This window comes from Acinetobacter sp. 129952 (assembly GCF_056642055.1).
Genome location: NZ_JBWVSU010000007.1, coordinates 176979 through 201324, shown reverse-complemented (window position 1 = coordinate 201324; position 24346 = coordinate 176979). Strand labels below are relative to the sequence as shown.

Annotated in this window: 18 protein-coding genes and 1 rRNA gene; 13 read left to right on the top strand and 6 right to left on the bottom strand. The window is 44.8% G+C overall.

The window, feature by feature from the left end; translation table 11 throughout:
• The 5 genes from rrf to AC1IR0_RS10065 form a co-directional block, all read left to right on the top strand.
• Positions 1 to 103, top strand: a 5S ribosomal RNA gene (gene rrf, locus AC1IR0_RS10085); the annotation flags it as partial.
• 289 nt (positions 104 to 392) lie between these two features.
• Positions 393 to 1757, top strand: coding sequence for an MFS transporter (locus AC1IR0_RS10080; protein WP_479741377.1), 1365 nt, complete (start codon positions 393 to 395; stop codon positions 1755 to 1757).
• Positions 1758 to 2100: 343 nt separating this feature from the next.
• Positions 2101 to 3450 (top strand): aromatic acid/H+ symport family MFS transporter, encoded by a 1350-nt coding sequence (locus tag AC1IR0_RS10075; RefSeq protein ID WP_479741376.1) that lies wholly within the window; start codon positions 2101 to 2103, stop codon positions 3448 to 3450.
• A 144-nt stretch (positions 3451 to 3594) separates the two neighbouring features.
• Positions 3595 to 4824 carry a hypothetical protein gene (locus AC1IR0_RS10070; RefSeq protein ID WP_479741375.1) on the top strand — a complete coding sequence of 410 codons (1230 nt, stop codon included), beginning with the start codon at positions 3595 to 3597 and terminating at the stop codon, positions 4822 to 4824.
• Positions 4825 to 4882: 58 nt separating this feature from the next.
• Positions 4883 to 5206, top strand: coding sequence for an ankyrin repeat domain-containing protein (locus tag AC1IR0_RS10065; RefSeq protein ID WP_479741374.1), 324 nt, complete (start codon positions 4883 to 4885; stop codon positions 5204 to 5206).
• 46 nt (positions 5207 to 5252) lie between these two features.
• Here the strand turns inward: AC1IR0_RS10065 and AC1IR0_RS10060 are convergent, their stop codons facing one another.
• Both AC1IR0_RS10060 and AC1IR0_RS10055 read right to left on the bottom strand, forming a co-directional pair.
• On the bottom strand, positions 5253 to 5804 hold the full coding sequence (locus tag AC1IR0_RS10060) for a type 1 glutamine amidotransferase domain-containing protein (RefSeq protein WP_005264505.1): 552 nt from the start codon (positions 5802 to 5804) through the stop codon (positions 5253 to 5255).
• 367 nt (positions 5805 to 6171) lie between these two features.
• Positions 6172 to 6861 (bottom strand): TIGR04219 family outer membrane beta-barrel protein, encoded by a 690-nt coding sequence (locus AC1IR0_RS10055; RefSeq protein WP_004647696.1) that lies wholly within the window; start codon positions 6859 to 6861, stop codon positions 6172 to 6174.
• 134 nt (positions 6862 to 6995) lie between these two features.
• On the opposite strand from AC1IR0_RS10055, the gene AC1IR0_RS10050 reads away from it, so the two are divergent.
• From AC1IR0_RS10050 to zupT, 4 genes are all read left to right on the top strand, one after another.
• On the top strand, positions 6996 to 8444 hold the full coding sequence (locus AC1IR0_RS10050) for an aldehyde dehydrogenase family protein (RefSeq protein ID WP_409654364.1): 1449 nt from the start codon (positions 6996 to 6998) through the stop codon (positions 8442 to 8444).
• Between the two features lie 585 nt (positions 8445 to 9029).
• Positions 9030 to 10505, top strand: a complete 1476-nt coding sequence (locus AC1IR0_RS10045; RefSeq protein WP_409654361.1) for a sodium-dependent transporter — start codon at positions 9030 to 9032, stop codon at positions 10503 to 10505.
• 10 nt (positions 10506 to 10515) lie between these two features.
• Positions 10516 to 10626, top strand: a complete 111-nt coding sequence (locus AC1IR0_RS10040; RefSeq protein ID WP_004647694.1) for a methionine/alanine import family NSS transporter small subunit — start codon at positions 10516 to 10518, stop codon at positions 10624 to 10626.
• A gap of 88 nt (positions 10627 to 10714) precedes the next feature.
• Positions 10715 to 11524 carry a zinc transporter ZupT gene (zupT, locus tag AC1IR0_RS10035; RefSeq protein ID WP_243475244.1) on the top strand — a complete coding sequence of 270 codons (810 nt, stop codon included), beginning with the start codon at positions 10715 to 10717 and terminating at the stop codon, positions 11522 to 11524.
• Positions 11525 to 11594: 70 nt separating this feature from the next.
• Here the strand turns inward: zupT and rsmB are convergent, their stop codons facing one another.
• Positions 11595 to 12902 carry a 16S rRNA (cytosine(967)-C(5))-methyltransferase RsmB gene (gene rsmB, locus AC1IR0_RS10030; protein ID WP_409654357.1) on the bottom strand — a complete coding sequence of 436 codons (1308 nt, stop codon included), beginning with the start codon at positions 12900 to 12902 and terminating at the stop codon, positions 11595 to 11597.
• Positions 12899 to 13861, bottom strand: a complete 963-nt coding sequence (gene fmt, locus AC1IR0_RS10025; protein WP_114541991.1) for a methionyl-tRNA formyltransferase — start codon at positions 13859 to 13861, stop codon at positions 12899 to 12901. The genes rsmB and fmt overlap by 4 nt, the downstream gene beginning before the upstream one ends.
• 408 nt (positions 13862 to 14269) lie before the next feature.
• Here fmt and ilvD (AC1IR0_RS10020) point away from each other — a divergent pair, with 408 nt between their 5' ends.
• From ilvD (AC1IR0_RS10020) to AC1IR0_RS10005, 4 genes are all read left to right on the top strand, one after another.
• Positions 14270 to 16099, top strand: coding sequence for a dihydroxy-acid dehydratase (gene ilvD / locus AC1IR0_RS10020; RefSeq protein WP_409654353.1), 1830 nt, complete (start codon positions 14270 to 14272; stop codon positions 16097 to 16099).
• A gap of 389 nt (positions 16100 to 16488) precedes the next feature.
• Complete coding sequence (gene ilvD / locus AC1IR0_RS10015) at positions 16489 to 18174, top strand: dihydroxy-acid dehydratase (protein ID WP_005108266.1); 1686 nt, start codon at positions 16489 to 16491, stop codon at positions 18172 to 18174.
• A 151-nt stretch (positions 18175 to 18325) separates the two neighbouring features.
• Positions 18326 to 19648, top strand: a complete 1323-nt coding sequence (locus tag AC1IR0_RS10010; protein WP_005108268.1) for a hypothetical protein — start codon at positions 18326 to 18328, stop codon at positions 19646 to 19648.
• The gene (locus AC1IR0_RS10005) at positions 19629 to 19916 is read left to right on the top strand and encodes a chorismate mutase (protein WP_005094791.1); all 288 of its coding nucleotides are present in this window, start codon (positions 19629 to 19631) and stop codon (positions 19914 to 19916) included. Before AC1IR0_RS10010 ends, AC1IR0_RS10005 begins: the two co-directional genes overlap by 20 nt.
• A gap of 121 nt (positions 19917 to 20037) precedes the next feature.
• Here the strand turns inward: AC1IR0_RS10005 and AC1IR0_RS10000 are convergent, their stop codons facing one another.
• Together AC1IR0_RS10000 and ppc are read right to left on the bottom strand one after the other, a co-directional pair.
• Positions 20038 to 21333: a solute carrier family 23 protein gene (locus AC1IR0_RS10000; protein WP_247144178.1), complete on the bottom strand. Its 1296-nt coding sequence runs from the start codon at positions 21331 to 21333 to the stop codon at positions 20038 to 20040.
• A gap of 296 nt (positions 21334 to 21629) precedes the next feature.
• Entirely contained in the window at positions 21630 to 24314 is a 2685-nt protein-coding gene (gene ppc, locus AC1IR0_RS09995) for a phosphoenolpyruvate carboxylase (protein WP_409654344.1), read from the bottom strand.
• Positions 24315 to 24346 lie beyond the last annotated feature (32 nt).

Sequence of the window (24346 nt, the reverse complement as noted above, 5' to 3'; positions counted from 1 at the left end):
AGCAAGAGTGAACCACCTGATCCCTTCCCGAACTCAGAAGTGAAACCTCTTAGCGCTGATGGTAGTGTGGGGTTACCCATGTGAGAGTAAGTCATCGCCAGCTCATTATTCCTAAACACCCCCGACCATAAGGCCGGGGGTGTTTTTTTTATGCGTGGGATTTTAGTCAAATAGCTCTTGGAATTGTTGAATATTGATTAAAAACTAGACTCATGGGTTTAGATTTTTAAGGAATAAGTAAGACTTTAGTCGGATATTGCATGAAAAGTAGCTGTGTTGAACTAAGTTGTTGCGAAGACATGGCGATAAGAATCATTAAAAATAATAAATAAGAGTTAGGGTCATGTGTCGTGCTGAAAACAACGAAAAAAACTCACAGGAGGTGAGTAAAAATGGCAGAAAACATGAAGCGAGTAGCAAACACGGTAAGTGTGAATGATGTGATTGATCAGGCAAAATTCACTAAATTTCACTTAAGCATTGTATTATGGTGTTTGTTTATTGTCCTATTTGACGGATATGATTTAGCAATTAACGGTGTCGTTCTGCCTCTACTTATGCAAGAGTGGGGCATGAGTGCTGTTCAAGCAGGCATGCTTGCAAGTACAGCGCTGGCTGGCATGATGTTTGGAGCCATGCTATTTGGGATGCTTGCAGACAAAATTGGTCGTAAAAAAGTTATCTTGATTTGTGTTTCTTTATTTAGTGCTTTTACATTTTTAGGTGGATTTACCACTAATCCAACAGAATTTGGTATTTTACGTTTTATTGCTGGTTTAGGGATTGGTGGTGTATTACCAAACTTAGTCGCTCTAACGTCTGAATATGCACCTAAACGTTTAAAAAGCACACTGGTAACCACCATGTTTAGTGGTTATGCCGTGGGCGGTATTATGGCTGCATTATGCGGTACATGGTTTACACCAAGTTTTGGTTGGGAAATTATGTTCTTCATTGCAGGTATTCCCTTACTTTTTGTTCCATTTTTTTGGAAGTTCTTACCTGAGTCTTTAACTTTTCTCGTTAAAGAACAAAAAGTGAATGAAGCACGTCGTTTTATAAAGCAAGTCGAGCCAACTGCAGACATACAAGCAGATACTGAACTGGTTCTAGCCAGCGGTGATCAGACCCAAAGTGCATCAGTAAAAGCTTTATTTACAGAAAATCGTGCCACAGGAACATTCTTATTTTGGATTGCTTTCTTTATGTGCTTACTCATGCTTTACGCACTTGGAAGCTGGCTACCAAAACTGATGATGGCAGCGGGATATTCTTTAGGTAGCAGTTTAATGTTCTTATTAGCGCTGAATATTGGTGCCGTGATCGGAACTATTAGCGGCGGTATTTTGGCAGACCGTTTTGACTTTAAACCTGTTCTTATGAGTATGTTAACTGTCGGTGTACTATCTTTGGTTGGTTTGGGCTTTAATTCTCCAACCCCTGTTATTTATTTACTTGTCAGTTTAGCAGGTGCCTCATCTATTGGTACCAGTATCTTGTTATATAGCTATGTTGCTCAATACTATCCTGTTGCAGTACGTTCTACTGGTATTGGTTGGGCTTCTGCTGTAGGGCGTACAGGTGCAATTGTTGGCCCAATCGTAATTGGTATGCTGCTTGGTATGGAGTTACCACATAAATGGAACTTTATCGCAGTGGCAATGCCAGGTATTATTGGTATCATCGCTATTTCAATGATTCGTAAGCCACAATCTGGTCGCGTGGTGGTGAAAAAATTAAAAACAGCCAAAATTTAAACTCTCGTAATTAACCTACTCAGTTAAAAAAGCTCCTTACTTAAAGGGGCTTTTTCATATCTTTAGTATGAAATTAAATCAATATTCAATTGGTCAAAAGAATAAGCGGGTTAAAAGAGCTTAAATATTGGGCGAATTAAAAAATAAATATCAATTATTCAAAAGTTTATACTAATAATAGTGTGATATATCACGCAAATAAATGACCTTTCAGTGAGCATAGCAGAATATCAATTAGTCTTATTGTGCCTTAAATCCTGCTTGCGTATATTGCCTGACATTGAAGATTGACTTCGGTCTTCAACAAGATGTTATGGACAAGTACTCATGGGAGATGAGAACGATGACAACGGAAAAAATAGATGTAAATTCTGTAGTCGATAATGCGAAATTCACGCCTTTTCACTTCAATGTAGTTGCTTGGTGTTTACTCATTATCTTATTTGATGGCTACGATCTCGCAATCAATGGTGTAGTTTTACCGTTATTGATGCAAGACTGGGGCTTAAGTGCAGTGCAGGCCGGGATGCTTGCAAGTACCGCACTGGCTGGCATGATGTTTGGTGCGATGATCTTTGGTTCCCTCGCGGACAAGATCGGTCGTAAGAAAGTGATCATGATCTGTATTGTATTATTTAGTGGTTTAACTTTTGCCGGCGGCTTTGCTTCAAACCCAACCGAATTCGGTATTTTACGTTTCCTTGCCGGTCTTGGTATTGGTGGCGTAATGCCAAACCTGGTGGCATTGACTTCGGAATATGCCCCACAAAAAATGCGTAGTACGCTGGTGACCACCATGTTTAGTGGTTATGCAGTTGGTGGCGTAATGGCTGCGTTATTAGGTTCGTGGTTCACGCCAAGTTTTGGTTGGCAAATCATGTTCTTTATCGCAGGTATTCCACTGTTTTTATTGCCAGTGATCTGGAAATTTCTGCCTGAATCGCTCGCATTTATTGTGAAACAGAACAAGCAGCCCGAAGCTCGTCGTATCGTACGTCACTTGGCGCCAAATCTGACTGTTACCGAGAATACGACTTTCACTTTGCCACAAGAAAATGTGCCTGAAGCAGCCAACGTGGTAAGTTTGTTCCGTCGTGGCCGTGCGGTCAATACTTTACTGTTCTGGGTCGCATTCTTCACTTGTCTGTTAACCATGTATGCACTGAGCAGCTGGTTACCGAAGTTGATGATGGCAGCGGGTTACTCGATGGACAACAGCTTGATGTTCATGATGGTGATGAACGTTGGTGCGGTTGTGGGTATTGTCGGTGGTGGTATTCTTGCGGATCGTTTCCACCTGAAACCGGTATTGATGTTCCTCGGTATGATGGGTGCGATTGTGATGAGCTCAATGGGCTTTGCATCTAACCAATTCTTACTTTACATCTTGGTGTTCCTGGCAGGTGCAGCGTCGATTGGTTCACAAATGTTGCTATATAGCTATGTTGCGCAGTTCTACCCACTTGCGGTACGTTCGACAGGTATTGGCTGGTCTTCTGCGATTGGTCGTATGGGTGCGATTGTAGGGCCGATCCTGATTGGTGGTTTGCTTGGTATGAACCTGCCTGCTTACTTCAACTTTATGGCAGTCGGTTTGCCGGTGCTGATCACTGCAATTGCGGTTGCCTTGATCATGCATGACGATGAATCTGAAAAGATTGGTTCAGTCGAGCCAGCAGTGTCTAAAGCTTAAGAATTTGAGTTTTAAAAAGAAGCCTCCGAAAGGGGGCTTTTTTATAAGAGGTATACTATTTAGAATGATATATACACTTTAAATTTAATAAATTTTATGAATAGAAGTAAAGCTAAAAGAATATTGCAAAGAATGGTTAACTCATTGTTTAAGTTGCAAGCTTTCGTAAAGATAAATAGCTTTGATGATATAAAAAATCTTGATGATTATTTTGGACAAGAGCTGACTTTATCAAAAGAAAAAACAATTTTCATTACTACTGATACAAGAAACACTTTAAGGTCCATCACCAGTGAATTGATTGTTTATTATGATTTAGAAGATTACATCACTTTTTCTGAGATTTTCTCTAATGTTAAAAAAATATATGCTGACTATATCCTAAATAAAAAATCTCCAGAAAATATGATAGATGATGTCTATGAGTTATCAAAGAAAGAAATAAGAGTATTTAATAATATTAACTGCTGTGAAGGTATAAAGCTTAACGGCATAGAACAATTAAACTGTGGAGAATATAAAATAATTTCTTCTGATTTTTCAACATTTCTTAAAGCCTATGGAAAAGAAGAAGCTGATTTTTATGAGATGATGAAAGATTATCTATGGATTTGTGGAAGTGAAAAAGGAAGTAAGAAGCAGGTAGAACATAAATTTGATTACAAAGCTAATCTAATTACTAGTTTTTTGAGTATCTGTTTGCAAACTATAAATAAAAAATCAATATTAAATTATAGGATTCAAGCTTTAAATTCTTCTTCTAGCCATAAATCTCGTAACCTTCGTTTACAGTGGGCAAACGAAAGTCAATATGGAAGTTTTTCTTATTCATTTCCTAAATTTTCCAATGCTGAAATTGATTTAGAAATATTAAAACACTTTAAAACCAATTTATTCTTTGATGAGTTTTTTACTATTTTAGAAAAAGAATTAAAAACCGAAGTAGAAGATGCGATTATTAAATCTGTATATTGGTTTTGTGAAGCTACAAAAGATAATAATGATACTATGAAATTTATTAAATTATGGTCATGTATTGAGTGCTTCTTCTCTATTACACAAGATGAAATATCTGAATCAAATGCAAAAGGTCTTGCCTGTATATTGGTATATGGTGGTTATCGAATCCATGATATTGAAAATTATAGAGAGGTAAAATCTAAAATTAAAAAAATGTATAAGAAAAGATCTAAAGCTTTACATAGAGCATATTGGTCTGACATAGAAGCTAACGATGTAGTGGAGTTAGCAGATTGGACTGCTTGGTTGATTATCAGTATTTTAGGTTTAGCAGTTGTAGGTAACTATACAAGACTGTCCCAAATTAAAGAACAGACCGTCAGATTAGATAATATTCATAATGAAATACAATAGAAATTAACTTTTTGACATTGTAAAATATTTATTAATAAATAATAAATTTGATCTCATTATGAAACTCAATTCAATCTCCCCAATCCCTGAAGATGATGACGAACTGCATCTTCCTGAACTGGTGTACTGGGCATCTTTAGGCGACATCGAAGAGGTCGAGCAGGGCTTGCAGGAAGGTCTGGACGTCAACTCCGCCGATGAAGAAGGCTATAGCGCCCTACAGGCTGCTGCTGAAAATGATCATCTAGACGTAGTTAAGCTTCTGGTCAGTAAAGGCGCAGATATTGCACATCGCAGTCCAAATACCGCTTTAGAGCTGGCTGAAATGGCAGGTAATAAAGAAGTAATAGCTTATTTAAAAAGTTTGACCGGAACTGTTTAAAGCAAAAAAGAACCTCAACATTGAGGTTCTTTTTTATGGTATGAGCTTAAGCGGCATCGCCTTCAAGTTCTTTTAAGATCGCTTCATTGAAAGCCGGTAAATCATCTGGATTACGTGACGTAATCAGTACCCAGTCGCCGGTATTGCAGCGATGTACTTCTTCATCCACCCATTTACCGCCGGCATTTTCCAGATCCAGCTTGATGCTCTTATATGAAGTCAGATTCTTGTCTTTGATGCGCTGTGCATCAATCAAAGTCCATGGCCCATGACAGATCGCGGCAATCGGCTTGTGATTGTCGGCAAAATGCTGAATGATTTTTTGCGCATCCTGATTGATTCTCAAGGTATCCGCATTGACTGTACCGCCGGGAATCACCAAAAGATCATAATCATTCAGATCGACGTGTTCAAGACTGGTATCCGGCGTATATTGGGTGGCAGCTTTGGTATCACCTTTGACCGTCGCGACATCTTCATTTTTTTCGGCAGCATGAATCACTTCAAAACCTTTGGACTTTAGAAAATTTAAAGGCTCAGTGAGTTCATCATGTTCAATGCCTTGATTGGATGTAATAAAGAGGACCTTTTTTACCATGATTGCTGTTCCCAAAAAATGTGAGGATTTTTAGCTTAACAACAAGGGGATTCTTACAATGTTGGAGTTTTAGCTCGGAACTGTTAAGCAATGATAAATAAAATAATAGGCAGAAAAAAAAGCCCCGACATCCTGTCGGGGCTTTTTCGTATCTCGTGATTTAGGTATAACTCCTGTCGTACCTCACGTCCTGGTGTTGCGATGTTATTCTTGTTTTTAGGTCTTCTGGAGCATCCTGCTCTCTATGTTTATAAAGTAATACACATCCCGGTGGCGCACTAGCAGCAGATTGCGGTTATTGCTGTACGCTTTGGCTTACATCAGCGCAGAGAAATTAAGCTGTGCAAACTTAACCGGTTGTATTGCATTAAAAATGTATATCTAAGCCGATATAAGGACCTTTAAATTCCAGCTGTAAGTCTGGACGTTGATCCTGTTCAAAATCTACCTGCATGAGGCGATAACCGATTTTGGCACCGACATCGACCAGCAGATTATCAATGAAATCATATTGCAATTCTGCCTGTACGTCGGTTTTTCGGGTATCGCTGCCGCGACTGTAAACCGCTTCTGCTTTGGCACTCATACCGGTAAATGGCAATTTAACCCCGGCTGTTGCATAGAGCAGTGGGCTATATTCATCCAGATCGTATTGCGTGAAAGCGCCGGCAGTCCGGTTTTCCACAGTACCATCCAGATTGGTTAAACCTGCACCTATATCCGCATGCACAATGGTATCCAGCAATTCGTAATACAGAATATAGTCAATATTGTTCAGCTCGATATCTGAGGCATTGACAGGAGAACTCTGTTCGCTGGTGCTGTCCAGATTGACGTATTTAATCTTGGCATTTGGCAATAACGGTACCGGATGTTCTACAGCGACAGATAGTTGTGCTGTACCTTGTCGATCCAGCTCATGCTTGAAATTGTTATCCTGGCTATAGCCGTCAAAATCCCAGTAACTGAGATCTGCTTTCACGCCGATTACATCTGCATGACTGAGCGTACTGAGTCCAAAACCGAAGAATAAGGTAGTGAGTATTTTTGCGCGCATGGCTCTATTCCCTAAAGCTTTATTAAAATTGGAAGTGTCTGGTTACTTAAAAGCATCTTCTTAATATGGAGTAGCAAGTGCATGATATAGAGAATTTCAAAAATGTATATCCTTAGATTTTGCAGGACAATAAGATGGTAGCGAGAAACACACAACAAGCGAAAGAGTATGCATTATATGTCGCCGGTCAGGTGGCTCAGACGGGTGAATGGCTAGAGGTCAAACATAAATATAACCACGAACTGTATGCCCGTGTCGCTTTGGCAGATGCCAACACACTGGAACAGGCGATTCAGTCTGCCGTAGATGCAGAAGCTGAAATGGCCGCCTTGGAGCCGTTCCAGAAACAGAAAATTCTATTGCATTGTGTACGCCGTTTTCGTGAGATTCATGAAGAATTGACCGAAATTCTGATTGCAGAAGGGGGCAAGCCGCGTAAAGCAGCCGAAGCCGAAGTTGAACGTCTGATTAATACTTTCCAGATTGCCGCAGATGCCGTGACCCAGATTGATCAGGGACGTATGCTGCCTTTGGCCGTGACTGCAGCAGCATCCGGCTATCAGGGCATTGTGAAACAGGTGCCGATTGGTGCGGTGTCTTTGATCAGTCCGTTTAATTTTCCTTTAAATCTGACCGCGCATAAAATTGCTCCTGCGATTGCAGCCGGTTGTCCCTTTGTGCTGAAACCGCCGAGTCTGACCCCGATTTCTGCCTTAAAAATTGCCGAAATTCTGGCGGAAACCGATTTACCGCAAGGCGCTTTTTCGGTCTTGCCCTGTCCGCGAGAGCTGGCCGATCTACTGGTCACTGATGAGCGTTTTAAATTACTCAGTTTTACCGGTTCCGATGCTGTAGGCTGGGATATGAAAGCGCGTGCCGGTCGTAAAAAAGTGGTCTTGGAGCTGGGTGGCAATGCTGCTGTCATGATTGAGCCAGATACCGAAATTAACGATGCCTTGATTAACCGTCTAATTGGCGGGGCGTATAACCATGCCGGACAGGTGTGTATCAGTGTGCAACGCATTTTGGTGCATCAGCAGATTTATACTGAAGTGAAGGACAAACTGCTGGCGAAACTGAAAACGATTAAAGCCGCTGATCCGAATCTGAGCACAACCTTGGTTGGTCCGATGATCAAGGAAGATGAAGCCAAACGCCTGAAAAAATGGCTGGATAAAGCCGTGAAAAAAGACGCGAAAATCCTGATTGGAGGCGAATTGAATGGTGTGATGTTCGCACCGACCTTGCTGGAAAATGTAGACCACAGTCTGGAAATCTACCGTGATGAAGCCTTTGGCCCGGTGGCAATTCTGGAAGCGTATGCTGATTTCGAATCCGGTATTGCCTGTATCAACCGCAGCCGTTTTGGCTTGCAAGCTGGAGTGTATACTCAGAATCTGAACAAGATGCTGTATGCCTGGGATCATCTGCATGTCGGCGGTGTCATTATCAATGATATTCCGTCTTTCCGGGTCGATAACATGCCTTATGGCGGGGTCAAAGATTCAGGTCTGGGTCGTGAAGGAATTCAGTCAGCCATTCGCGACATGCAGGAAGAGCGCATGCTGGTGATTAAAGCCTAAGTTTAGAATACTCATCGCTTCGATATCACAGGCAGCTTGTTTTAAATCTGCTTGTGATATTTAAACCGGTTTTTAAAGAGGTCAAAATTCCATGAGAGAATTTGATTTCCCATATCATGGCTTGGTCATGTGCCTTAGTATGAGCCGTTTCATCTTCAAATAATGATCTAAAAACAGATGCTGGATCAGAGTCTTGGAATACATTTTTTGAAACAGCGACCCTGTAGTAAAACTTAAGAAAAATATATTCCAAAAAGTTTGTCAATATATAACTTGTTTAATCTGCCTTATTTTGCAGAATTATTGAACGCTTAATTCGAATAGATTATAAATAACGAATATTTTAAGCAGAATTTACAGAAAAAATTTAAAAAAGTCAGTATTGTTAAATCATCTACAAGGTCAGTTTTTCGATCAGACTTTAAGCAAGATGTAAGACCTGCTGACCTGTTTGTACATTAGAATTCGACGCCCACAAGGTGCCCTCTAATTCAAACACCCAAAATTATTGAAAATGCTTCTTTTTTTGCTTGCGCCATAACCATAACAAGCAGCATCTAAAGGGGTTAAAAGTTTAGGTGTTCTATGACAGAAACTCGTGAGAATTGGTCCGCACGATCAGGATTCATTATTGCAGCGATTGGTTCCGCCGTTGGCTTGGGGAATATCTGGCGTTTCCCTTATGTTGCCTATGAAAATGGTGGCGGGGCATTCCTGATCCCTTATCTGATTGCGATTTTCGCAGCAGGTTTACCTTTATTGTTTTTAGACTATGCGGTCGGACACAAGTTCCGTAAAGCACCGCCTATGGCCTATAAAAAACTCATGAATGCCGAATCCCTGGGTTGGTGGCAGGTCATGGTCACTCTGGTGATCGGGATTTACTATGCCAGCGTCTTGTCCTGGGCCGGCAGCTATATGTTCTATTCCTTTGGACAGCAGTGGGGCACAGATACCCAAGGCTTCTTCTTCAATACTTACCTGCAAAATGGTGAGGGTCTGACTCTCGGTTTTGTACCTGTGCTGTTCTTTGGTCTGGTGGTCGTTTGGGCAGCAGTCATGCTGATTCTTTACGGTGGAGTACGCCGTGGGGTGGAACTGGCGAATAAAATCTTTATGCCATTGCTGGTGATTTTATTCACGATCCTGGTGATTCAGGCAGTCCGTTTACCGGGTGCAGTCGATGGCTTAAATGCTTTCTTCACACCAAACTGGGAAGCGATGACCAACTATAAAGTCTGGTTAGCTGCTTTTGGTCATATCTTCTTCTCACTGTCAGTTGGCTTCGGGATCATGTTGACCTATGCGTCTTACCTGAAACGCAAAACTAACCTGACCGGTTCCGGGATTGTGGTGGCATTGGCCAACTCGTCTTTTGAAATTCTGGCGGGTATTGGTGTCTTTGCCGCGCTTGGTTTTATGGCATTCAGCTCAGGTGCGAAAGTTGAAGATGTGGTGTCCGGTGGTATTGGTCTGGCCTTTATTGCGTTTCCGAAAATCATTTCCAGTTTAGGTGCAGGTGGTGACCTGTTCGGTTTCCTGTTCTTTGGTTCATTGACGGTGGCGGGTATTACCTCCATGGTGAGCATCCTGCAAGTTCCGATTGCTGCATTCCAGGACAAGCTGGGCTGGTCAAAGAACAAGTCAGTGACGATTATTGCTGGTGGTTCAGCAGTGATTTCTACCCTGATGTTCTCGACACATAGTGCGATTACCTTTGTCGATATCATCGACTACTTTGCCAATAACATCGGTATTGTCGGTGGTGGTCTGTTATCGATTATTCTGTTGTCCTGGTTCCGTCGTCCATTAATGAAACAGCTGGAAGGCCATGTGAATGAGTTTGCCAGCGTGAAACTAGGTACGAGCTGGAACTTCATGCTGACGGTGATCACGCCGTTGTCATTATTGCTGGCATTGGGCCTGACCCTGAAATCGATTATGGCAGAAGGTTATGGTGGCTATGCTGCCAGTACCCTATGGATGGTAGGTGGAGGAGTGATGGCATTCTTTATTCTGGGTGCCATTCTGTTCAGCCTGATCAAAGACCGTCACAGCTAGGAGAGCGACTATGAATACATCTGCACTAATCATGATGATCATCTCCATCGTTTTATTATGGGGTGGTCTGGTACTGGCTGTGATTCATCTGGCAAAGAATCCGGAAGAACCAGAAGACTAAAAATCTTCACATAAACCTACTGTTGCCATAAACGGAAGTCATTATCATCCTTGATGATAATGACTTTTTTAATGGCTGATGCTTTGACATGATTTCCGTTTCAGATGGACAAGTCTATACAGCCTTTGCCGTGACTTTATTTGCCGGGCTGGCCACCGTGGTGGGTGGGGGACTGGTATTATTCTTAAAAAAACCTAATTTCCGTTTGCTGGCCTTTGGTCTGGCCTTTGCTGCCGGGGCCATGATCTATGTCTCTTTAACCGAAATTCTGAACAAATCGATCGCGTCCTTTAGCTTAGATTTTGATGAAAAAACCGGTTTTGCCTTTGGCACTTTTGCTTTTTTACTGGGCGTAATTCTGGTGTTGTTGCTGGATCGTTTTGTGCCAAACCCACATGACACTATTGAGACCCATTCTGCCAAGGGCGTCAGTTCACCCCAATTACTGCGTACCGGCATGCTGACCCTGTTTGCGATTAGCGCACATAACCTGCCGGAAGGGCTGGCGACGTTTTTTGCCACGCTGGAAAGTCCTGCTTTGGGTGCGCCATTGGCAGTCGCGATTGCGATTCATAATGTACCAGAAGGCGTGGCGATTGCCCTGCCGGTCTATATGGCCACCGGCCGTAAAGATTATGCGCTCTGGGCCAGTTTGGTTTCCGGACTGGCCGAACCATTAGGGGCAGCGCTCGGGTATTTTATTCTGGCACCTTATATGAGTGAAACCGTCTATGGTCTGATCTTTGGCGTGATTGGCGGGGTGATGGTTTATCTGGCGCTGGATGAATTATTGCCGACGGCAAAGCGCTATTCTGAAGGGCATGAAACAGTCTATGGATTGGTGAGCGGCATGGCGGCATTGGCCAGCAGTCTGGTGATTTTTAAGTTTATTCAATAAGCCATATATTCACTAAATCACGCGCCATAAAAAAAGCAGCTTGCGCTGCCTTTCATTTTAAACACATGACTTATGCAGTTTTTTCTATACGGCAATAGAAGAAACCGTCGCCTTGATCTGCTTTCGGCAACAACTGACGACCATGAATCTGTTCGATACCCCAATCGGCTTCGATTTTGATTTCTTTGGCATCGGCATGTTGAGCAAAGAACTCGACCATCTGCTGTTCGTTTTCGGCTTTTAGAATTGAACAGGTGATGTACAGCAACGTACCGCCAACTTTCAGTTGCTGCCACATATTTTCCAGAATCTGCTTTTGCAGATGTACCGTTTGCGGAATATCTGTAGAGTGACGTAGCAAGCGAATATCCGGATGACGACGGATCACACCAATTGCGGAACATGGTGCATCCAGCACGATACAATCCACCGACTCAGGTGCTGTCCAAGTGATCGCATCAGCCGCGATAATTTCAACGTCGGCATATTCAGTTAATAGTAAACGTTCCAGATTTTCTGCCACACGGACTAAACGTTTGGCATCCTGATCAATGGCATACAGTTTTTTCGGGCTATATTTTTCCAATATATGCGCAGTCTTACCACCCGGAGCGGCGCAGGCATCGACCACGACTTTGCCTTCAAGGTCAGGAAGCAAGGTCGCACACAGCTGAGCATGTTCATCCTGAACCGAGAAACCACCGGCTTCATAGCCTGGCAGATTCGGAATATGCACATTCTGTTCCAGAACGATGCCAACTTCGGAAAGAGTACAGGCACGTGCTTCATAGCCTTCTTCTTCCAGAATTTCCAGATATTCATCACGGCTGACCTGATTGACATTGACACGCAAGGTGAGCGGGGCAATCTGTTTTAAGTCATGCGACAGTTCAGCCAGCTGTTCCGGCCAGTCTTTCTTTAAACGCTTAAATAACCAGCTTGGCAGGCCATGCGCCTGATTTAAAGCCAGATCAAATTCTTCTGTTTCACGTGAAACACGACGCAGCACCGCATTGACCAGACCACTTAAAGGTTCGAATCCCAGTTGTTTGGCTGCTGTCACCGTTTCTGAAATCGCAGCATGCGCCGGAATCCGGGTACATAAAATCTGGTATAAACCCAAATATAAGCAGCTTTCCAAAGCTTGGTTATCGAGAGGTTTGGTTAATAGCGGCAGGGTGATGGCTTTCAGGCCATGCCACTGACGTAAACAGCCCAAAGTTAACTCGTGATATAGACCACGATCACGTTCAGACACGATGTTGATATGTTGATTGAGTACAGAAGCAAGTGATTGGCCATTTTGTACAGCCAATAGGGTTTTTACAACTTGCGCGCGCAAATTCAAGTTTTTAGCTGATGATTGAATTTGGCTCATGCGAATTTATATCCTACCGATAGTTTTTGAGTTTGATTAATTTGAACAGCATTCAGGGCTTTGCCGCCTGGCCATTGCAGATTGGTGATGCAAATAACATGTTGGTCGCCACACATCACATGCACCCCGTCTTTGTCCAAGGCAATTACTTCACCAGGCAGGGCATTGCTTGCGTTTTGCTTGGAAAGCGATGAATTCCAGATGCGTAAATTGTTGCTGTCATCCAGCGGAGTAAATGCCACCGGCCAAGGATTAAAGGCACGAATATTACGGTCAATGACTGCTGCAGACTGTGTCCAGTCAATTTGCGCTTCGGCTTTTGTCAGTTTATGTGCATAGACAGTCAGGCTTTCATCCTGAACTTCACGGGTCTCAAGATAGTGCTGTAAAGCCTGTTCCGATTCGAGCACGGCCACAATCGCCTCAGCACCTTGCAGTGCCAGTTTGTCATGCAGGCTGGCAGAAGTATCTTCGGCAGTAATCGGACATCGTGTTTTATACATCATATCCCCGGTATCCAGACCGGCCGCCATTTTCATAATGGTCACACCCGTTTCGGTATCGCCGGTAGCAATCGCGCGCTGAATTGGGGCTGCACCGCGCCAGCGTGGCAACAGCGAACCGTGTATATTCAGGCAACCATATTTTGGCGTATCCAGAACCACTTGTGGCAGGATCAGGCCATAAGCTGCCACCACCATCACATCTGCATTTAAGGCTTTAAGTTCCGCTTGCGCCGCCAGACCTTCTTCAGTCGATGACTTGAAATGTAAAGGCTGATAGACCGAAAGATGATGTTCAAGCGCTAACTGCTTCACCGCAGATGCCGTGAGCTTTTGTCCACGTCCGGCCTTGCGGTCCGGTTGAGTATAGACCGCCACAATTTCATGTTCGGTTCTAAGCAACGCAGCCAATGCAGTCGCTGCAAATTCTGGTGTGCCTGCAAATATGATCTTCACACATGAAATTCCAAATAAACTTAAAAGCTATTATAAGCCAAAAGCCAAATTTCAGCCTAATCGTTGCAAAAACTTATCGGATAAGGCCTGTGAGTGCTTGAATTTCAGTGGAATTTTTATATAAAAAAAACTCATGCAAATTGTAAAAATTATTCATGAAAGTTTTGTATTGTCCTGATGATGATGGCGGTATAGTAGATTTCATTAAGAAATTTTTATCGTCAGATCATCCAAACCTCTCTATAGACATTTTTGCCTGCATCTACACCCAGAAGGCCATCTTGTAAATCAAGGGCTTGTAGTATGATAGGTTTAAAATTCAACTGATTTAAGCTCCTTGTCAGTATGATTTAGCCAGAGTGGATCTGCCCGATTCATTGCAAGCTCAAACTTTGTTGGAAATATAAAATGCCTGACTATCGTTCAAAAACATCGACACACGGAAGAAATATGGCTGGCGCACGCGGTTTATGGCGTGCTACCGGCATGAAAGATGAAGATTTTGGTAAGCCGATTATTGCGGTGGTGAACTCGTTCACCCAGTTTGTACCAGGTCATGTGCATCTTAAAGACCTGGGTCAGCTGGTGGCACGTCAAATTGAAGCGTCAGGCGGCGTGGCCAAAGAATTCAATACTATTGCGGTCGATGACGGCATCGCGATGGGTCATGACGGTATGTTGTATTCATTGCCTTCGCGTGACCTGATTGCAGACTCGGTCGAGTACATGGTCAATGCCCATTGTGCCGATGCGATGGTGTGTATCTCGAACTGTGACAAGATCACCCCAGGCATGTTAATGGCTGCGATGCGCCTGAACATTCCGGTGGTATTTGTCTCTGGCGGTCCAATGGAAGCGGGCAAGGTCAAAATCCGTGGCAATGAAAAAGCCATTGACTTGGTTGATGCCATGATTGTTGCAGCAGATGACAGCTTCACTGACGAAGAAGTCGCTGAATATGAGCGTTCAGCTTGCCCAACCTGTGGTTCATGTTCAGGCATGTTCACTGCAAACTCGATGAACTGTTTGACTGAAGCACTTGGTTTATCGCTTCCGGGTAATGGTTCAACCCTGGCAACCCACGCAAATCGTAAAAAATTATTCGAGCGTGCGGGTCAACTGATTGTTGAAATCACTAAACGTCATTATGAGCAAAATGACTACAGCTTGTTGCCACGTTCAATCGCAACCAAAGCAGCGTTTGAAAATGCCATGACTTTAGACATTTCCATGGGTGGTTCAACCAATACTGTTCTGCATTTGTTGGCAGCAGCACACGAAGCTGAAGTCGACTTTACTATGACCGATATCGACCGTTTGTCACGTAATGTGCCGGTACTATGTAAAGTTGCGCCGGCGAAACAGGATGTCCATATGGAAGATGTACACCGTGCCGGTGGCATCATGTCGATTCTGGGCGAACTGGATCGTGCAGGCTTACTGGATACTTCTGTTCCAACGGTCCATGAAAAAACTTTAAAAGATGCCTTGGATAAATGGGACATCATCCGTACTGAAGATGAAGACGTCTATCAATTCTTTAAGTCAGCGCCGGGCGGTGTACCAACGCAAACCGCATTCTCGCAAGACCGTTATTATGCACGTTTAGATGGTGACCGTGACAATGGTGTGATCCGTAATGCAGCCAATGCATTCTCGCAAGATGGTGGCCTGGCAGTACTTTATGGCAACATCGCACTAGAAGGCTGTATCGTAAAAACAGCAGGTGTGGATGATTCAATCCTGAAATTCAACGGGACTGCACGTGTGTTTGAAAGTCAGGATGCTGCAGTTGAAGCCATTCTTGGCGGCAAAATCACTGCGGGTGATGTTGTGGTGATTCGCTACGAAGGTCCACGTGGTGGTCCGGGCATGCAGGAAATGCTGTACCCGACCAGTTATCTCAAATCGAAAGGTTTGGGTAAAGACTGTGCACTTTTAACAGATGGCCGTTTCTCGGGTGGTTCATCTGGTCTGTCGATTGGTCACGTGTCTCCTGAAGCAGCGGAAGGTGGTGCGATTGGTCTGGTTGAAGATGGTGACCGTATCGAAATTGATATTCCAAACCGTACCATTCACCTGGCAGTGGATGATGCAACCATGGCAGCACGTCGTGAAGCCCAAGAAGCCAAAGGCTGGCAGCCTGCTGAACAGCGTCCTCGTAAAGTGTCTAAAGCACTCAAAGCGTATGCGATGCATACCACCAGTGCCTCGAAAGGTGCAGTACGTGATATCTAATTTGTAATTTTACAGATTTAAAAAGCACTCCAGATGGGGTGCTTTTTTTTATTTGAAATTTATAGATTCAATAAGACGGGGGTCTTAAAGGAAATTGTTTAATTGCAGTTTATAACCTTCGGTTCGACCTACTTTTGTTTCGGCAAAAGTAGGCAAAACTACTATCATCTGCAAAACTCGTCCGAAACTAGCATTTTTCACTTATATCGCAGAAACAGTAAATATTAATTGTAGTCCTGCCTCGGACAGTTGCAGATGACTTTGGCATGTATCAAATATTATAGAAGCAGCTGAAAGCTGTATTGCTTTGTTTTAATTCTATACAATGTCCTTAAAATAAATTGTCCAAGACTGACGCTTAAAATTGGTCATCGCCCAGGAAGAGAATAATGAGTAAAGATAATATCCGCGAGCATTCAGCCCCCGTTTATGAAGGCATTGAAAATGCACCGGCGCGTTCCATGATGCGTGCTACCGGTTTTAAAGATGCCGATTTTAAACGGCCATTTATTGGTATCGCTTCGACCTGGGCCAATGTCACACCATGTAATATGCATATTGATGGTCTGGCCAGAACAGTCGAGCAGGGCGTCAGTGCTGCGGGTGGTAAGGGCATTATCTTTAATACCATTACGATTTCAGATGGTATTTCCAATGGCACGGAAGGTATGAAATATTCACTGCTATCACGGGAAGTGATCGCAGACTCCATTGAAACGGTCGTGGGTTGCCAGGCTTATGATGGAGTCATCGCGATTGGTGGCTGTGATAAAAACATGCCGGGTTGCATCATGGGACTGGCACGTCTAAACCGCCCCGGTCTGTTTATTTATGGTGGAACCATCAAACCCGGCGAAGGCCATACCGACATGATTTCGGTATTTGAAGCAGTCGGTCAATATGCCAAAGGTGAAATTAACGCGATTCAAGTCAAGCATATTGAAGAAGTATCCTTGCCGGGTCCGGGCTCTTGTGGCGGCATGTATACGGCCAACTCGATGGCCTCTGCAATTGAAGCACTCGGTATGAGCCTGCCGGGCTCCTCGGCACAGGAAGCGATTTCGGATGACAAGCAAATCGACTGTGCCCGTGCCGGTGAAGCAGTCATGAATCTGTTACGACTGGATATCAAGCCACGTGACATCATGACCAAGGCTGCTTTTGAAAATTCGATCAAGGTCTTGATTGCGCTGGGTGGTTCGACCAATGGCGTGTTGCATCTGCTAGCCATGGCGCATACCGCAGGGGTTGAATTGAGTCTGGATGACTTTGTCCGAATTGGCAAAGATATTCCGGTGGTGGCCGATGTGCGTCCATCCGGGAAATATTTAATGTCAGAACTGATTGCGATTGGTGGGATTCAACCACTGATGAAGCGCATGCTGGATGCCGGCATGCTGGATGGGTCCTGTTTAACGGTCACAGGTAAGACGCTGGCAGAAAACCTGGCCGATGTGCAGGACTATCCGGAAGGTCAGCAGATTATTCTGCCTTTTGATGCGCCCGTGAAAAAAGATTCCCATCTGGTGATTTTGAAAGGCAATCTGTCGCCGAAGGGCGCTGTGGCCAAGATTACCGGTAAGGAAGGTCTGCATTTTGCTGGCCCGGCACGGGTCTTTGAAGGCGAGCAGGGTGCCATGCGCGGGATTCTGGATGGCGAAGTCCAGCCGGGTGAAGTGGTGGTGATTCGTGGCGTCGGCCCTAAAGGTGGTCCGGGCATGCCGGAAATGCTGAAACCGACTTCTGCGATTATTGGTAAAGGTCTGGGCGCTTCGGTGGCTTTAATTACTGACGGACGCTTCTCTGGCGGCAGTCATGGTTTCGTGATTGGTCATGTGACGCCAGAAGCTTATGAGGGCGGCCCGATTGGTCTGGTGCAAAATGGTGATCAGATTTCGATTAATGCCGAAACTCGGGAAATGACCTGGCATGTCGCGGAAGAAGAAATTGCTGCACGTCAAGCGGCCTGGACCAAACCTCAGCCAAACTATACCCACGGTGCGCTGGCTAAATTCGCCAAACTGACTTCAGGTGCAGAAACCGGGGCGGTCACTGACCTGAATCTTGACCTCTAATCCATTGTTAAACATTGAACATTTGCTTATGACTTGATATAAGTTTTTACAGCATGCAGGGCTTTGGCTTCTGCGATCTTAAAAATAGATTATTCTGCGCAGCTTCTCATATGTTGAGCTGCGCACCGTCATTGTTGTCGAGGCCGATCTCATGTCCCTGTTACGCCGTTGGTTTGATCCAATCCGATCGAGTTGGTTTTACCAAAAACCGACCCGTCAAACGGTGTTATCTATTCAAGATGGGCTGAGTATCCATTTAAGACTGGATGATGTGTACAGTTATCTGGCGGTACAGCAGTTGCCCCAGCTCGAAGAAATTTTAAGTCCAGAACTCAAGCCGCTGAAAGTGATCATTTCCAGTGAGCATGCCGAAGCGCCGAACCAGATGTCTTTTGATGAATGGCAGCACTACACGATTAATGATGCAAAAATCTTGTCAAAACAGCATCGTTTCAGTTTTCATGATACGCCGGAATTACCGAGCGCTGAGGCCTTAAAACAGGCCGAACTGATTTTGCGACATACGCCGCTGCGTGGACAGGATTTCCTGTATTTGCTGGAAGATGTCTTCCATATGCTTTGGCAAAAACAGACCGGAAAATTACGAACTCTTTATGCCATGGCCAGTCGCCACCATCAGCCACAGGATTTTCCTGAACGTATTTTTGACCAGACTCCGATTCTGGCCAGCTATTTTAATTTAGGCGGTCGCCAGTATCAGGCGGTCGATGACCTGTTGCGTCTGACCCGGCGTCTGGAGCAGCAAAAACTGCTGACCGGTAATCCGATTTTTATGATCGATCACATTGAATGGCGTGAGCATCTGATCAGTGATGCCGAGGAGCTGAACGAAATCCAGTCGATGGATCCGGAATTGGACTTGTATATCGCGCTGGAAGATCCGATTTCCTGGCTGTTGCTGGCCTATATCAAGGAGGAACTGGCGGATTATTATAATATCCAGCTGAATGTCTATCCCTTGTCCTATCGTGGACGAGATGACTTTGACTGGAGTCTGGCCACACGGTTATCCAAACGGACGGAAGTTGAATTCACTCCGTTCTGCCGACCGACCGAGCAGGCGATTGCGCCAATGGCACAATTATTTTATAGCTGTCCCGAGGAGCAGCGGATCGAGGCGATGTACCAGATCTTGCAGGCCGTCTGGACCCGTGGTGAAGACCTGTCTTATGCACCCCATTTCAAACGTTTGCAGCAACAGTTAAATATTGTCGATTTGACCCAGGACGATATTCTGGCCAAGCTGCAGGACAATGATATGCTCTGTGAAATGAAGTCCCAGCCGAATTTCCCGGTACTGGAACTGCGCATAGATGATCAAAGTTATACATTTAATAGCTTATATCGGGTCTGGATGATTGAAAGTATTTTCAGTAATGTGTTAGAAGAAAAGTATAAGAGTAATAATCAAACTGAAAGTGAACTGAAAAAACATGGAAAAGATCAAAGCTGAATCACTAGAACATGCACGTCAACAGATCGATGCCATTGATACAGCTTTAGTTGAGCTGATCGCTGCGCGTCAATTTTATGTTGATCAAACCACCCGTTTCAAAAAAACCGAAACCGATTTACAGTCACCGGAACGTATGGAGCAGATTGTAGAAAATGTCAGAGCTCTGGCGCAAAAACAAGGTGTCGATCAGGAGTTTATTGAACATCTATACCGTGAAATGTTCCAATACTTTATTCAACGTGAACTGAAAGAGTTTCGTCCTTAAACAGACACGTGCTTTAATAGAAGCCTTGCGGGGCTTCTTTTCATTTCTTTAATCGCAAAGTTGAAAAATATAAAGATAAAAAAAGCAGCCATTCGGCTGCTCAATACTTTTATTTCGAGTTTTATTTTTTATCGGCCAGGCTAAAAAACCAGTTCAGGATCAGTGCAGCAAACGTTGCCGTACCAATACCACCCAGATTGAAGCTGCCAAAAGTCAGGGCAAAATCACCCGTACCTAAAATAATGGTCACCGCAGCCACCATCAGGTTCTTGTTCTGCGAGAAATCGACCTTGTTCTCAATCCAGATTTTGGCACCAGCAATGGTAATCAAACCAAAGACTACAATCGAAGCACCGGTCAGAATCGCTGTCGGAATCGTGTGAATAATCGCACCAAACTTAGGCGATAAACCCAGGAACACAGCAAAGACACCCGCGACTGCAAAGATGATGGTCGAGTAAACCCGTGTCACGGCCATCACACCAATGTTTTCACCATAGGTAGTCATACCCGGCGCACCTACACCACCGGCTAAAGTGGTTGCAACACCATCTGCCACAAAGGCTTTACCAATATGCGGATCGAGGTTTTCACCGGTCATCGCGCCTACGGCTTTAATATGGCCCAGATTTTCAGCCACCAGAATCAAGGCAATCGGTGCAATGATCAACATGGCATTCAATTCAAAGGTCGGCGCGTGGAAAGTCGGTAAACCGAACCAGGCTGCTTGCTGAATAGGAAGGAAGTTGATCGCAGTGCCATAACCCATGACATTACTGAGTACGAAGTAAATCAGATAAGCCAATAACAGGCCAACCAATAACAGCAGGCGCTGTAATAAGCCACGGGTGAATACGGCAATTGAACCCATGCACAACACAGTGACCAGAGACATCCACATATTGAAGGTATTGCCCATCACACTTTTCACTGTGACTGGAGCAAGGTTCAGGCCAATGATCATCACCACGGCACCGGTCACTACCGGTGGCATCAGCTTTTCAATCCAGCGGGTGCCCGTCGCCATGACCAGAAAGCCCATGAGTGCATAGAAGATGCCACATGCGATAATCCCGCCTGCTGCAACGCCAATATTTGGATTCAGTCCGCCACCACCCGCATAACCTGTTGCTGCGATGACCACACCAATAAAGGCAAAGCTTGAACCTAGATAACTTGGAACCCGGCCACCGGTGATTAAAAAGAACAGAATAGTACAGATCCCTGACATTAGAATCGCCAGGTTAGGATCAAAGCCCATTAAAAAAGGTGCCAGTACAGTCGCGCCAAACATGGCAAAAGCATGTTGTACACCCAAAATGACCGTTTGTGCGGGTGGCAAATACTCTGCGGTACCTACTGGTCGTGCATCGATACTACCCTCATAAGGGCGCCATTTGGGAAACCAACTGGACATAAAATGAGCACTCAAAAGATAAATTGTGCACATCATACTCTTGTTCTTTAGAAGATTTAATCACTTAAACAAAATTTTTGTTCAAATTAATTCTATGACTTTATTTAAGATTTTACCGGGCGGTAAAAGAAGACTGGGTTAAAAGTAAAGTGAAATCAGTAGATTAATTTCTTATTATGAATAGGGGTATCTATAAATAAATCTGATTTACTATATAAAATAAAATATTTCCTGGCTATTGACTGGTCAATAAAAAAGCACATCACCAGGATGTGCTTTCAAATGGGCATTTTTGCTTAGCCAGTATTACGCAGACCGGCTGCAATCCCGGCAATACTGACCATCAGCGCGTGATCTACTGGGGTGTTTTCGGCCTGTTGCTGTTCCAGATATAAACGGCGACGTTTCATCAGTTCAGCTTGCAGCAAGTGCAAGGGTAGCAGATACGGTTTACGTACCTTCATGGACTGATCCAGTACACCGTTGCTGCTCAGGAGTTTCGATTCACCTTTCAAGCTTAACAAGGTTTGTACGGCATCCTGCAAACGCTGGCGCAATTCTGTCCCCAGAACTTTCAGATCTTCATCCTGGGTCAGATGCGATTCGTAATAGAGCGCTACATGGGCATCGGCTTTAGAAAGTACCATTTCCAGCATATCAATTAGGGTCTGGAAATATGGCCACTCGGCCAGCATTTCATCGAGTGCATTACGTTGTCCTTGATCCACGACTTCATTCAGCGCAGCACCGGTACCGAGCCAGGCAGGCAACATCAGGCGAATCTGGGTCCAGGCAAATACCCAGGGAATGGCACGCAAGGATTCAATCCCGCCGCTGACTTTACGTTTGGCGGGACGTGAACCCAGCGGCAGCATTTGTAGTTCAAGCTCAGGAGTAACGGTACGCAGGTATTTTACAAAATGCGGATTTTCCCGTACGGTCTGGCGATAGACCTGAACCGACAGTTCGGTCATTTGATGCATCAGGTCGCGCCATTCCTGTTTTGGCTCAGGTGGCGGGAGCAGGGTCGCTTCCAGGGTTGCAGCAGTATAAATTTCCAGATTTTGCAGCGCGATTTCTTCCAGCCCGAATTTAAAGCGGATCATTTCGCCCTGTTCAGTCACCCGGATTGCACCGGAAATAGAGCCCGGTGGCTGAGAGAACAAGGCTTGCTGGGTTGGCGCACCACCACGGCTGATCGAACCGCCACGACCATGAAACAGGGTCAATTGCACGCCATGTTGCTGGGCAACTGCGGTCAGTTCTTCCTGAGCACGATACTGCGCCCAGTTGGCCGACATAAAGCCGGCATCCTTGGCAGAATCCGAATAGCCAATCATGACTTCATGTTTGCCCTGAATATGCTGTTTGTACCAGTGCATATTGAACAGGGTTGACATGGTTGCGGCTGCACCATCCAGGTCTTTTAAGGTTTCAAACAGGGGAACAACCCTTAACGCCTGCTCGATGCCGGCTTCTTTTTGTAAAAGCAGTACCGCCAACACATCACTTGGATATTCTGCCATGGAAATAATATAGGCACCCAGAGACTCGCTCGGCTGTTCAGCCAGTGTGCGCATGGTGGCAAAGACTTCCTGTACATCCGGATGTTCAATCAGGCTGCCGGCCGGTTCATTCAGATGTTTCGGCAGTAATGGACGCTTGCTTTGCAATTCCTGCAGTAAAAAGTTTTGACGGGCCTGTTCGGTCCAGGTTTCAAAATTCCCCAGTCCCAAATATTCAGTAATGGCTGAAATTGCCTGACGGTGACGGCCGGATTCCTGACGGATATCCAGTTTTAGCAGTTCGATCCCAAAACTGTTGACCCGGTAAATAAAGTCCAGCAGGCTGCCATTGGCAATTTCGGCCAGATTGCAGTCCATCAGCGAGCGGTAGCAGGTCAGGAGCGGTTGTAAAAGTTCGTCTTTACTTTTAATCACCAGACTGTCATCGGCATCATTGCCTTTTAATTTTTCTGCCAGCCAGTGCCGCGTCGCTTTCAGGCGGGTACGGGTGTCACGTAAATATTCACGATAGGGTTCAGGATGGGGCTGGCCCAAGGCTTCGGAAATTTCCGGACTACATTGCTGAATGGACAGTTCCCAGCGCAGGTTTTCAATATCACGTACATAAAGGTCGGCTGCTTTCCAGCGCGACAGCCACAGTACTTCCTGAGTGACGGTGTGGGTGACATTCGGGTTGCCATCACGGTCACCACCCATCCAGGAGGCAAAACGTACTGGCGCTACATCTAAGGGCAGGTTCTGGCCACATTGCGCTTGCACCATGCCATTTAGTTCGCGGATAAATTTCGGGACCGCATTCCACAGGGTCTGTTCAATGGTGGTAAAACCCCATTTGGCTTCATCGATCGGAGTCGGGCGATGCTGACGGATTTCATCGGTTTGCCAGGCGGAGCTGATCAGCTGTTTCAGATCGGCCAGGACTGCCTGACGTTCACGTGGCGTCAGTTTCTGCTGGTCGAATTTGGACAGGGCATTATTGATGCCATCATATTTTTGAATCAGGGTGCGGCGGCTGACTTCTGTGGGATGGGCGGTCAGGACCAGTTCAATTTTCAGTTCACAGATTTGCTGATACAGCGTATCGGCAGAAATCTCCTGCTGTTTAAATTTTTCAAATAAAGGCACCAGAGGATTGGGCGATTCTGCAGTGTCATCAAACTCGCTCTGACGGCGACGACGTACCACATGATATTGTTCGGCAATATTGGCAAAGTTTAAAAAGTGGGTAAAAGCACGGGTCAGTGGCAGGATTTCTGCATCTTCCAGACTCAAAAACAGTTGTTCCAGTTGTTTTTCTGCTTCGACCTGTCCATCGCGAGCGCCTTTGGACAGGGCACGGATCTGCTCGATCTGATTAAACAAATCCTGCCCGGCATGTAATTTTAAGGTTTCCCCAAGCAAATTACCCAGTAAGCGTACGTCTTCGCGTAGTGGTGCATCAATCTGTTGAATCATTTTTTATTCCCTCACATGCATGCTTTGACTAT